Origin of the sequence: Acrocarpospora sp. B8E8, assembly GCF_039871605.1 — a bacterium.
Classification (GTDB): Bacteria; Actinomycetota; Actinomycetes; order Streptosporangiales; family Streptosporangiaceae; genus Acrocarpospora; species Acrocarpospora macrocephala.
Window position 1 is genome coordinate 106834 of record NZ_JBDPLV010000023.1, and the last position, 13996, is coordinate 120829.

General features: G+C 71.7%; 1 protein-coding gene (cut by both window edges). It reads right to left on the reverse strand.

All 13996 nt of this window come from inside a single coding sequence — locus ABGB08_RS22900, SDR family NAD(P)-dependent oxidoreductase (RefSeq protein ID WP_347593462.1), on the reverse strand. Of the gene's 49203 coding nucleotides, 21895 precede the window and 13312 follow it; the stretch shown corresponds to coding positions 21896–35891, spanning codon 7299 (partial) through codon 11964 (partial); the first complete codon in reading order (the gene reads right to left) occupies positions 13992–13994. Both the start codon and the stop codon lie outside the window.

Here is a 13996-nt window from a genome sequence, read left to right on the forward strand (position 1 = left end):
GGCACCGGATCGGCCACCGGAACATCGGAAAGCGCGGTCCACTCCAGCCGGAACAGCCCGTCGCGCTCCGCCTGGCCATCACCCGCAGCGGCGATCTGACCGGGCGAGAACGGGCGCAGCACCAGCGAGCGCGCCGACAGCACCGGCTCCCCGGCGGCGTCCACCGCCGTCAGCGTGGCCGAGTCGGCGGCGGTCCGGCTCAGCCGCACGCGCAGCATCGCCGCCCCGGTGGCGTGCAGGCTCACCTCACTCCACGAGAACGGCAACCGGCCGCCTTCGGACTCGTCAAGACCGGCGAAGGTCACCGCGTGCAACGCCGCGTCCAGCAGAGCCGGATGCACCCCGAACGAACCCGCGCTCGACTGCGCCTGCTCGGGCAGGACGACCTCGCCGAACACCGCACCGTCGGCACCGCGCCAGGCCGCCCGCAGCCCCTGGAACACCGGGCCGTATGCGAACCCGCCCGCGGCCAGTCCCTCGTACAGCCCGTCCAGCTCGATCTCGGTCGCCCCCTGCGGGGGCCAGACCGCCGCGTCGAACGGTACGGCAGTGGACACGCCGGTCGCGAGCGTGCCGGTGGCGTGCCGCGTCCACGGCACATCGGCGGCGGCTTGCGCCGACCGGGCGTAGACGCTCACGCTCCGGTGGCCGGTCTCCTGGGCGGCGCCCACCCACACCTGCACCGCGACGGCGTCGGTCTCGGTCAGCACCAGCGGCGCGGTCAGGGTCAGCTCCTCCACCAGGTCACAGCCGACCTGGTCGCCCGCGCGGATCGCCAGTTCCAGGAATCCGGTGCCCGGGAAGATCACTGTCCCGGCCACCGCGTGATCGGCCAGCCACGGATGCGACGAGAGCGACAGACGGCCGGTCAGCAGCACCCCGTCGGAGTCGGCCAGACCCACGGCGGCGCCCAGCAGCGGATGATCCGTCACCGTCAACCCCGCCGCAGCCACATTCCCCACCCGGGAAGCCGCCCCGGGCCAGTACCGTTCGTGCTGGAAGGCATAGGTCGGCAGGTCGACCCGGTGCCCGCGAGGGAGCACCGCCTGCCAGTTCACCGATACGCCGTGCACGTGCAGCTGAGCCAGCGCCTCGATGACGACCTCGTGCTCGTCCCGGTCCCGGCGCAGCACCGGCACCAGCACGTTGTCGATCTCCGCGGCAAGGGTGTCCTGGGCCATCGCGGTCAGGACCCCGTCGGGGCCCAGCTCCAGATAGGCCCGTACGCCCTGAGTCTCCAGCGTGCGGACGCCGTCGGCGAAGCGGACCGCGCCACGGACCTGATCCACCCAGTAGCCCGGCGAGCACAGCTGCTCGGCTGTGGCCTGCTCTCCGGTCAGGGTGGACACGATCGGAGTTCGCGGCGGGTTGTAGGTGAGCCTGCTCGCCAGCGTGCGGAAGTCCGCCAGCATCGGGTCCATCAGCGGCGAGTGGAACGCGTGCGACACCCGCAACCGCTTGGTGCGCACCCCGCGCTTCGCCAGCGCGGCGGCGACCTCAAGGACCGGCTGCTCGGCCCCGGAGATCACCATCGAGGCCGGGCCGTTCACCGCCGCGATCGACACCTGGTCTTCGCGCCCGGCCAGCAGCTCGGCGACCTCCTCCTCGGAGGTCTGCACCGCCACCATCGCCCCACCTGCGGGAAGGGCCTGCATCAGCCGCGCTCGGGCCGCCACCAACGCACACGCGTCGGCCAGCGACAGCACCCCGGCCACGTGAGCGGCGGTGATCTCCCCGATCGAGTGCCCGGCCAGCACCTCCGGCCGGATCCCCCACGAGGACACCAGCCGGAACAGCGCGGTCTCCACCGCGAACAGCGCCGGCTGCGCCCATCCGGTCTGATCCAGCAGCTCTGTCTCGGCGAACATGACGTCGCGCAGCGGCCTGTCGAGCAGGGGGTCCAGCTCCGCGATCACCGCGTCCAGCGCCTGGGCGAACACCGGGAACCGGTCGTACAGCTCGCGGCCCATGCCCGCCCGCTGGCTGCCCTGGCCGGTGAACAGCACCGCAAGCCGCGGCTCCGCCGCCGCCACGCCGCGCACCACACCCGCACCCTGCCGATCCTCGGCCAGCGCGCCCAGCCCGGCCAGCGCACTCTCGCGGTCGCTCGCCAGCACCACCGCGCGATACTCGAACGCCGGACGGGTCGTGGCCATCGAGAACGCCGTGTCTGCAAGCGCCACCTCGCGGTGGCCCTCCACGTGCGAAGCCAGCCGCGCGGCCTGCGCCCGCAACACCCCTGCGGTACGGGCCGACACCAGCACCGGCAGCACACCCGCACCTGCGGCCGGCGCATCGTCCCGCGCCACCGTTCCGGCCTCGACCTGCGGAGCCGCCGGCCCCTGCTCGAGGATGACGTGGGCGTTGGTGCCGCTGATCCCGAAGGAGGAGACACCCGCTCGGCGTGGGTGACCGGTCAGCGGCCATTCGGCCGACTCGGTCAGCAGTTCCACCGCGCCGGAGGTCCAGTCCACGTGCGAGGAAGGCTCGTCCACGTGCAGCGTCTTGGGCAGCATCCCGTGCCGCATCGCCAGCACCATCTTGATCACACCGGCGACGCCGGCGGCGGCCTGCGTGTGACCGAAGTTCGACTTGATCGCGCCCACCAGCAGCGGCCGGCCCTCCGGCCGGCCCTTTCCGTAGGTGGCCAGCAGAGCCTGGGCCTCGATCGGGTCACCCAGCGTGGTTCCGGTGCCGTGCGCCTCCACCGCGTCCACCTCGGACGGCGACAGCCCCGAAACGGCCAGCGCCTGGCGGATCACCCGCTGCTGCGAAGGACCGTTCGGCGCGGTCAGACCGTTGGACGCGCCGTCCTGGTTGATCGCCGACCCACGCAGCACCGCCAGTACCTCATGCCCGTTGCGGCGGGCGTCCGACAGCCGCTCCAGGACCAGCACACCCATGCCCTCAGACCAGGTCGTACCGTCGGCGGTGTCGGAGAACGCCTTGCACCGCCCATCAGGCGCCAACCCACCCTGCGCGCTGAACCCGATGAACCCGATCGGGGTGGTCATCACCGTGGCGCCCCCGGCCAGCGCCAGACTGCACTCGCCCGAGCGCAGCGCCTGCGCCGCCATGTGCATCGCCACCAGCGACGACGAACACGCGGTGTCCACCGTCACCGCCGGGCCCTCCAACCCAAGGGTGTAGGACAGGCGACCCGACAGCACGCTGGCCGACATACCGGTAATGGCGTGGCCTTCCACGTCTGCCTCGGCGTTCATCATCAGGCTCATGTAGTCCTGACCGTTGGTGCCCACGAACACCCCGGTGGGGCTGCCCTTCAGCGAGACCGGGTCGATCCCGGTCCGCTCGATCGCCTCCCACACCCCCTCCAGCAGCAGCCGCTGCTGGGGGTCCATCGCCAGCGCCTCACGCGGCGAGATCCCGAAGAACCCCGCGTCGAAGCCGGCCACATCCGCCAGGAACCCGCCCTGGATGTCCAAGCCCGTCCCGGAGAACATGTCCAGGTCCCAGCCACGATCGGACGGGACCGGCGAGATCGCGTCCGCACCCTCGGACAGCAGCCGCCACAGCTCTTCCGGAGAGTTCACCCCGCCGGGGAATCGGCAGCTCATGCCCACGATCGCGATCGGATCGTCCGCCACTCCGGCTTTCTGCTCGGCCACCACGCCGGAGGCCACGCCCTGGTCCTGCCGGCCCAGCAGCTCCGACACCAGGAACTCCGCCAGCACGACTGGCGTCGGGTAGTCGAACACCAGCGTGGCCGGCAACCGCAACCCGGTCGCGATATTCAACCGGTTGCGCAACTCCACGGCGGTGAGGGAGTCGAAGCCCAGCTCGCGGAACTCCCGCCGGACCTGGACGGTCTCCGGCGACGGGTGGCCCAGAACCACTGCGGCCTGAGCGCGCACCAGCTCCACCACCAGCCGGACCTGCTCGGTCTCGCCCAGCCCGGCCAGCCTGCGTACCAGCTCCGCGTCCCCGCCCACCGGGGTGGAGACCGCCGACCGGCGGCCTACCCGGACCAGGCCGCGCATGAGCTGCGGCACCTGGCCAAGCGTCCGCAGGACCGGGAGATCCAGCCGTGCCGCGACTACCGCCGGCTGCCCCGACGTGGCGGCCGCGTCGAACGCCGCCAGCCCTTGCTCGGCCGACAGCGCCGGCATGCCCGCCCGCGCTATCCGGCGCAGCTCGATCGCGCCCAGAGCGCCGGTCATCCCGGTTTCCTGCGCCCACAGACCCCACGCCAGCGACAACCCGGGCAACCTCTGCGCCCGGCGCAGCTGGGCCAGCGCGTCCAGGAACGCGTTCGCCGCCGCGTAGTTGCCCTGACCGGCGTTGCCCGTCACCCCGGCCATCGAGGAGAACACCACGAACCCGGCCAGGTCGCTGCTCCGCGTGAGTTCGTGCAGGTGCCAGGCCGCGTCCACCTTCGGCCGCAGCACGCTGTCCAGCCGCTCGGGCGTCTGTGACGGGATCGTCCCGTCGGCCAGCACACCGGCGGTGTGAATCACCGCGGTCAGCGGATGCCCGGCCGGGACCCGCGCCAGCAGGGCCGCCACCGCGTCCCGGTCGGCCATGTCGCACGCCGCGATCGTGACCTCCACGCCGTGCGCGATCAGCTCGGCCCGCAACTCCACCGCGCCTGGAGCCTCCACGCCCCGGCGACTGGTCAGCAGCAGATGCCGTACGCCACGCTCGGCCACCACATGCCGCGCGAACAACGCACCCAGACCACCGGTCCCACCAGTGATCAACACCGTCCCAGCCGGATCCCACGGCCGCTCCGCCGTCTCCGCGGGCGCCAGCCGCGCCAGCCGCGGAACCCGCACCTCACCTCCGCGTACCGCAACCTGCGGCTCATCCGACGCCAGCACCCCGGCCAGCACCGAGCCAGGCAGCTCACCATCGACATCGGCGAGCACGAACCGGCCCGGATTCTCCGACTGAGCACTCCGGACGAGACCGTGAGCCGCCGCCAGCACGGGATCCGGCGCCGCCTCACCGGCATCGGCCACGACCGCGCCCCGGGTGAGGAACACCAGCCGCGAATCGGCGAACCGCTCATCGGCCAGCCACCGCTGCAGCAGATCCAGAACCCGGGTGGTCAGCTCATGCGCCGACTCCACCACCCCGGCGGCCGGATCCGAGACCAGCTCCGTCAGCACCACGCCCGGGACCGGACCCGACTCCAGCAGGGACGAGAGATCCTCGTGGACCGGCAGTCCGCCCGGCTCTCCGGCCGCGTCGTTCCGCAACGCCGCCGTAGCACCCAGCGTGTCGCGGCCGAGCAGCCCCACCGACATCGGGGCCCAAGCGGCTTCCGGCGCACCGGTGATGGCGGCCCACTCCACCCGGAACAACGTGTCCCGCCCCGAGCCACGACCGTCAAGAGCAAGCTGCTCGGTGGAGACCGGCCGCAGCACGACCGACCGGACCGACAGCACCGGCGCACCCGTCGCGTCGACCGCGCTCAGCGACACCGCATCGCCGCCCGCCCCGGCCAGCCGTACCCGCAGCATCGACGCGCCGCCCGCGTGCAGGCACACCTCGCCCCAGGAGAGCGGCGACCAGCCGCTTCCCGCCGTGTCCAGCCCGGCGAAAGGCACCGCGTGCAACGCCGCGTCCAGCAGCGCCGGGTGCAACCCGAACTCCCCTGCGCCGCTGACCTGCTCCGGCAGGCTCAGCTCGGCGAACACCTCGCCGTCGGAACCCCGCCAGGCCGCCCGCAGACCCTGGAACGCCGGACCGTAGGCGACGCCCTCCTCCGCCAGTTCCTCGTACAGCCCGCCCAGCTCGATCGCGGTCGCGCCGGCCGGCGGCCACACCGCCGCATCGAACGACTCGGCAGGTGCGAGGCCCGTGGTGAGAGCGCCCGTGGCATGGAGCACCCACTGCCCGTCGTCGTCGCCGTCCGCCAGGCGCGTGTGCACGCTCAGGCTCCGGCGGCCCTCCTGTGGTGCACCCACCGACACCTGCACCACTACCGCGTCGTGCTCGGCGAGAGCCAGCGGCGCATTCAGCGTCAGCTCCTCGACCACATCGCAGCCGACCTGGTCACCCGCCCGGACCGCCAGTTCCACGAACACGCTGCCCGGCACCACGACCGAGCCCGCCACCACGTGATCGGCCAGCCACGGCTGCGTACTCACCGACAACCGGCCGGTCAGCACCATCCCATCGGTATCGGCCAGGCCCACGGCCGCCCCCAGCAGCGGGTGCCTTGTCGCGGACAGGCCCAGCACACGGGCATCACCGCTCTGCTTGGCGTTCGGCCAGAACCGCTGGTGCTGGAAGGCGTAGGTGGGCAGCTCGACCTGGCGACCGCCTGGCAGCACGCTCTTCCAGTCCACCGCGATGCCGCGGACGAACAGCTCAGCGGCCGAGACCAAGACCCGGTCCAGCCCGCCCTCGTCGCGGCGCAGCGTCCCGGTGATCACCGCATCCGCTGCGGCCTCGTCCACGCATTCGCCGATGCCGATCGTCAGCACCGGATGCGGGCTCACTTCCACGAACGCCCGGTACCGCTGCTCCAGCAGTTCCCCGATCGCCGGGGCGAAGGCCACCGTGTTGCGCAGGTTGTCACACCAGTACCCCGCGTCGAGTTCCGGCCCTTCCAGCCACTGGCCGGTCACCGTCGACAACATCGGCACCCGCACCGGACGCGGAGCCACCTCCGCCAGGACCTGGGCCAGTTCCGCACCGATCAGATCGACCTGAGCCGAATGCGACGCATAATCCACCGCGATACGCCGGACCCGCACCCCGTCCTCGGTCAGGTGCTCCACCAGCCCATCGACGGCGTGCAGTTCACCGGCCACCACCACGGAGCGAGGGCCGTTGATGGCCGCCACCGAGACCCGCCCACCCAAGGACGACAGCCGCTCACGCACCTGCTCGGCCGGCAACGCCACCGACGCCATCGCGCCGAGCCCGGCCAGCTGGTCGGCGATCAGACGGCTGCGCAGGGCCACCACCCGGGCGCCGTCCTGCAACGACAGGACACCCGCGACCACCGCAGCCGCGATCTCGCCCTGAGAGTGGCCGACCACGGCGTCCGGGCGCAGGCCGAGCGATTCCCACACCGCGGCCAGCGACACCATCACCGCGAAGGACACCGGCTGGACCACATCCACCCGATCCAGCGAGGGAGCGTCCTCGGCCTGGCGGATCACGTCCAGCAGCGACCAGGCCACGAACGGCTCCAGCGCCGCCGCGCACTCCGCCATCCGGCCCGCGAAGACCGGCGACTCCTCAAGCAGGGCAGCACCCATACCTATCCACTGGGCTCCCTGACCCGGGAACACCCACACCGACTTCCCGACGACGTCGGCCACGCCTCGGACCACATCCGTCGCCGACTCACCGGCACCGACCGCCGACAGGCCCGACAGCAGGGCGCCACGATCACGCCCGACCACCACCGCACGGTGCTCGAACGCCGACCGTGTCGTCGCCAGCGAGAACGCCGTATCGACCGGGTCCAGGTCATCGGCCTCCACCTGCGCCGCCAGACGACGCGCCTGACCACGCAACGACTCCTCGGTCTTCGCGGACACCACCCACGGCACCACACCACCGGCCGAACCGGCAGGCTCTTCCACCTCCGGCCGCGTGACACCTTCCGGTCCTTGCTCCAAGATCACGTGGGCGTTGGTGCCGCTGATCCCGAACGAGGACACACCGGCCCGGCGCGGGTGACCGTTCCGCTGCCACTCCACCGGCTCGGTCAGCAGCTCCACCGCACCCGAGGCCCAGTCCACATGCGAGGACGGCGCGTCCACGTGCAGCGTCTTGGGCAGGACACCGTGCCGCATGGCCATGACCATCTTGATCACACCCGCCACACCCGCGGCCGCCTGCGTGTGACCGAGGTTCGACTTGATCGAACCCAGCAGCAACGGCCGGCCCTCCGGCCGGTCCTGACCGTAGGTCGCCAGCAGCGCCTGCGCCTCGATCGGGTCACCCAGCGTCGTACCGGTACCGTGCGCCTCCACCGCGTCCACTCCAGCGGGAGACAGCCCGGCACCGGCCAGTGCCTGCCGGATCACCCGCTGCTGCGACGGACCGTTCGGAGCGGTCAACCCGTTGGACGCACCGTCCTGGTTCACCGCCGAACCACGCACGATCGCCAGCACCTGATGCCCGTTGCGCTGAGCGTCCGACAACCGCTCCAGCACCACCATGCCCACGCCCTCGGAATAGCTGGTGCCGTCCGCCGCGTCAGCGAAAGACTTGCTCCGGCCATCGGGCGACAGGCCTCCTTGGGTGCTGAAGTCGATGAACGCCAGCGGGGTGGCCATGACGGTCGCGCCACCGGCCAGTGCCAGATCGCATTCGCCCGAGCGCAGCGCCTGCGCCGCCATGTGCATCGCCACCAGCGACGACGAGCACGCGGTGTCCACCGTCACCGCCGGGCCCTCAAGACCCAGCGTGTACGAGATACGGCCAGTCGCGACACTCGCGGCGGTACCGGTGCCGACGAAGCCCATCACCTCCGGCGGGAACTGGGCGTTCATCCCGTAGTCGTGGTAGAAGATGCCGGCGAACACCCCGGTACGGCTGCCGCGCAGTGAGGTCGGGTCCATGCCCGCCCGCTCGATCGCTTCCCAGGAGGTCTCCAGCAGCAACCGCTGCTGCGGATCCATCGCCAGCGCCTCACGCGGCGAAATGCCGAAGAAGCCAGGATCGAACTGCGCGGCGCTCTCCAGGAAGCCGCCCTCGCGTACGTAGCTGGTGCCCCGATGCTCGGTATCCGGGTTGAACAACGCCGCCAGATCCCAGCCGCGCGTGGTCGGAAACTCACTGATCCCGTCCCCGCCCTCGGCCACCAACCGCCACAGATCCTCCGGAGAATGGATTTCACCCGGGAAATGGCAGGCCATACCCACGATCACGATCGGGTCGTCGCTCAACGGCAGGGCGGGCGCGGGAATGATCGCGTCGGCGTGCTCGCCGAGCAGCTCGGCCAGCAGGAACTCCGCCAGCACGGTCGGCGTCGGGTAGTCGAACACCAGCGTCGCCGGCAACCGCAAACCCGTCACGCCGTTCAGCCGGTTCCTCAGCTCCACCGCGGTGAGGCTGTCGAAGCCCAGCTCACGGAACTCCCGCCGGACCTCCACCGTCTCGGGCGAGACATGGCCCAGCACCATGGCCACCTCGGTGCGCACCAGATCCAGCAGAACCTCGGCGCGCTCGGCCGCCCCCAGCGGAGCCAGCCGCTGCAGCAGCGTCGCCGCCACCACCGAACCGGACGCCGCCGACCGCCGGCCACTCCGCACCAGCCCTCGCAACAACGGGGAGACCTCGCCTTGGGCGCGCAGCACAGCCAGCTCCAGCCGGAGCGGGATCACCACCGGCCGCGTCACCCGGCCGGCCGCGTCGAACAGCGCCAAGCCCTGTTCCACCGACAGCGGCGGCATGCCCGTCCGGGCGATCCGCCGCATGTCGGCCTCGCTCAGCGCGCTGGTCATGCCGGTGTCCTGGGTCCAGGCACCCCAGGCCAGGGACAGCGCGGGCAGCCCTTCGGCCCGGCGCGACTGGGCCAAGGCGTTCAGGAACGTGTTCGCCGCCGCGTAGTTGCCCTGCCCGGGTGCTCCCATGACACCCGACAAGGACGAGTACAGGATGAACGCCGCCAGGTCCACGCCCCTGGTCAGCTCGTGCAGATGCCAGGCCGCGTCCACCTTCGGACGCAACACCCTGCCCAGCCGCTCCGGCGTCAGCGACGAGATCGTCGCGTCCTCCAGGACACCGGCGGTGTGCACGACCGCGGTCAGCGGATGAGCGGCGTCCACCTCGGACAGCAGGGCCGCCACCTGGTCCCGATCCGCCATGTCGCAGGCGGCGATGGTCACGTGCGCGCCGTGCGCGGCCAGCTCCCGCTCCAGCTCGGCTGCCCCGGCCGCGTCCAGGCCACGGCGGCTGGTCAGCAGCAGGTGCCGTACGCCCCGCTCGGTCACCAGATGCCGGGCCAGGCTGCCCCCCAGACCACCGGTGCCACCAGTGATCAGAACTGTCCCGTCCGGATCCCACGGCCGTTCCGGCTCCTCGGCCGGTGTCACCCGGGCCAGACGAGGCACCCGTACCGCGCCTTCACGCACCGCCGCCTGCGGCTCACCGGAGGGCAGCACCGCGGCCAGCGACGCTGAGGACAGCTCCGCGTCGACATCGACCAGTACGAACCGGCCCGGATCCTCCCACTGCGCCGAACGCACCAGGCCCCACACCGCCGCAGCCGCCAGATCGGTGACCGCTTCACTCTCACTCGCGGCCACCGCGCCCCGCGTCACGAACACCAGCCGCGAAGCCCTGAACCGCTCGTCGGCCAACCACCGCTGCAGCAGGTCGAGGATGTGGGCGACCAGCTCGTGCGTCGCCTCCGCCACGTTCTCGGCGTCGGCCGACCCGACGGTGACCATGACCACGTCGGGTGCCGAGTCCAGTGCGGCGAGTTCTCCGGTCAGCTCGACCACGCTCGGGACGATCTCCGTGCCCACCGCCTCCGGCAGCGCGGTCCAGTCCAGCCCGAACAGCGAATCGCGCGCTACGCCGCCACCGCCCGCATCGGCGAACTGCTCGGGGGTGAACGGACGCACGACCAACGAGCGTGCCGACAAAACCGGCGCTCCGGCCCGATCGGCCGCCGACAGCGACACGGAGTCGTCACCGGACTTGGCCAGCCGGACGCGCAGCAGCGCGGCACCACTCGCGTGCAGGCACACCTCTTGCCAGGAGAAGGGCAGCAGGCCACCCTCCACCACAGTCAACCCGGCGAAGCTGACCGCGTGCAGGGCAGCGTCCAGCAACGCCGGATGCACTCCGAACGCGCCCGCGTTCGACGCCGCCTGCTCGGGCAGGGCGACCTCGGCGAAGATCTCACCGCCGGGGCCGCTCCAGGCCGCCCGCAGTCCTCGGAACGCCGGGCCGTAGCCCAGCCCTCGGGAGGCCAGTTCGTCATACAGTCCGTCCAGCTCGATCGCGGTCGCGCCGGCCGGAGGCCACACCTCCGTGTCGAAGTGCGCAACGCCCCGAGTGTCCGTGCCGAGCGTCCCGGTGGCGTGCCGCACCCACTGCGCCTCGTCGCCGGCCTGGGCCGGCCGGGAGAAGACGCTCAGGGTCCTGCGGCCGGTCTCCTCCGGCGCGCCCACCGCGATCTGGACCACGACAGCCTCGTCCTCGGCCAGCACCAGCGGCGCGGCCAGGGTCAGCTCCTCGACCAGGTCACAGCCGACCTGGTCACCCGCCCGGATCGCCAGCTCAAGGAACCCGGTGCCGGGGAAGAACACCATCCCCGCCACGGTGTGGTCGGCCAGCCAGGGATGCGTGGCGAGCGACAACCTGCCGGTCAGCACCACTCCGTCGGAGTCGGCCAGGCCCACCGCCGCGCCCAGGAGAGGATGCTTCGTCGCCGCCAGGCCCGCCGCCGTCACGTTCCCCGCACCGGCGCTCGCACTGCCGTCAGGCCAGAACCACTGGTGCTGGAAGGCATAGGTCGGCAGATCGACCCTGCGCCCACCCGGCAGCAGTGCCCGCCAGTCCACCGCCACACCGCGCACGAACAGCTCGGCGGCCGAGACCAGCACCCGGTCCAGCCCGCCCTCGTCCCGGCGCAACGTCCCGGCGATCACCGCGTCCACCGCAGCCTCGTCCACGCATTCCCCGATGCCGATCGTCAGCACCGGATGCGGGCTCACTTCCACGAACGCCCGATACCGCTGCTCCAGCAGCTGCCCGATCGCCGGGGCGAAGTTGACCGTGTTGCGCAGGTTGTCACACCAGTAGGCCGCGTCGAGTTCCGGTCCCTCCAGCCACTGGCCGGTCACGGTTGACAGCATTGGCATCCGTACCGAACGCGGAGTCACCTCCGCCAGGATCTGGGCCAGCTCCCCACCGATCAGATCGACCTGGGCCGAGTGCGAGGCGTAGTCCACCGCGATACGCCGGACCCGCACCTCCTCAGCGGTCAGTCGCTCGACCAGTTCCTCAATGGCCGCGACCTCACCGGCCACCACCACCGAGCGAGGGCCGTTGATGGCCGCGACCGAGATCCGCCCGTCCCAGACGGCCAGTCGCTCACGCACCTGCTCGACCGGCAACGGCACCGACGCCATCGCGCCGAGCCCGGCCAGCCGGTCGGCGATCAAGCGGCTGCGCAACGCCACCACCCGCGCACCGTCCTGCAACGACAGGCCACCCGCGACCACCGCGGCCGCGATCTCACCCTGCGAGTGACCGACCACGGCGTCGGGGCGGACGCCCAGGGATTCCCAGACCGCAGCCAGGGAGACCATCATCGCGAAGGACACCGGCTGGACCACATCCACCCGATCCAGCGACGGGGCGTCTGCGGTCTGGCGGATCACGTCCAGCAGCGACCAGTCCACGAACGGTTCAAGCGCCGCCGCGCACTCCGCCATCCGGCCCGCGAAGACCGGCGACTCCTCAAGCAGCCGCCCGCCCATACCGACCCACTGCGCCCCCTGACCCGGGAACACCCACACCGACTTCCCGACGACGTCGGCCACACCCGAGACCACGCCCGTCGCCGACTCACCGGCACCGACCGCCGACAGGCCCGACAGCAGGCCGCCACGATCACGCCCGACCACCACCGCACGGTGCTCGAACACCGACCGCGACACCACCAGCGAGGACCCCACGTCCACCGGGTCCAGGTCGCCGGCCTCCACCTGCGCCGCCAGACGACGCGCCTGATCACGCAACGCCTCCGGAGTCTTCGCTGAGACCACCCACGGCACGACACCCGGCGCCTGTTCCACCGGCTCCGTTACAGGAGCCTCCGGCCCCTGCTCCAAGATCACGTGCGCGTTGGTGCCGCTGATCCCGAAGGAGGAGACACCGGCCCGGCGCGGGTGACCGTTCTGCTGCCACTCCACCGGCTCGGTCAGCAGCTCCACCGCACCAGAGGCCCAGTCCACATGCGAGGACGGCGCATCGACGTGCAACGTCTTGGGCAGCACCCCGTGCCGCATGGCCAGCACCATCTTGATCACACCGGCGACACCGGCGGCGGCCTGCGTGTGACCGATGTTCGACTTGATCGAACCCAGCAACAGCGGACGATCCTCGTCCCGATCCCGGCCGTAGGTCGCCAGCAGCGCCTGCGCCTCGATCGGGTCACCCAGCGTCGTACCGGTGCCGTGCCCTTCAACCGCGTCCACATCAGCGGGCGCGAGCCCCGCCCCGGCCAGGGCCTTGCGGATCACCCGCCGCTGCGAAGGGCCGTTCGGAGCGGTCAGACCGTTGGACGCGCCGTCCTGGTTGACCGCGGAACCCCGGACGATCGCCAGGACCTGGTGACCGTTACGGCGCGCGTCCGACAGACGCTCCAGCACCAGCATGCCGACGCCCTCGGACCAGCCCGCGCCGTCGGCCGCGTCGGAGTAGGACTTGCACCTGCCGTCAGGGGCCAGGCCGCCCTGCCCCGTGAAGTCGATGAACGGCCCAGGAGTGGCCATCACCGTCACACCACCGGCCAGCGCGAGCGAGCAGTCACCGCCGCGCAGCGCCTGCGCCGCGAGGTGCATCGCCACCAGCGACGACGAGCACGCGGTGTCCACCGTCACCGCCGGGCCCTCCAGACCCAGGGTGTAGGAGAGCCGGCCGGTGGCGACGCTGCCGGCGGTGCCGGTGCCCATGAAGCCCATCACGTCGGCGGGGAAGGCCGTGCTGTTCGCGTAGTCGTGGTACATGACACCGGCGAACACGCCCGTGTGGCTGCCCCGCAGCGAGACCGGGTCGATCCCGGTCCGCTCGATCGCCTCCCAGGTCACCTCAAGCAGCAGCCGCTGCTGCGGGTCCATCGCCAGCGCCTCACGCGGCGAGATGCCGAAGAACCCAGGGTCGAACTCGCCGGCCTCGTGCAGGAAGCCACCCGCCTGGACGTACTTGACGGCTTGGCCCTCGGCTTGAGAGAGCGCGTCACGGTGCCAGCCGCGTGTCGTCGGGAAGGGGGAGATGGCGTCCGCGCCCTCGGTGACCAGCCGCCACAGGTCCTCGGGAGAGGTGA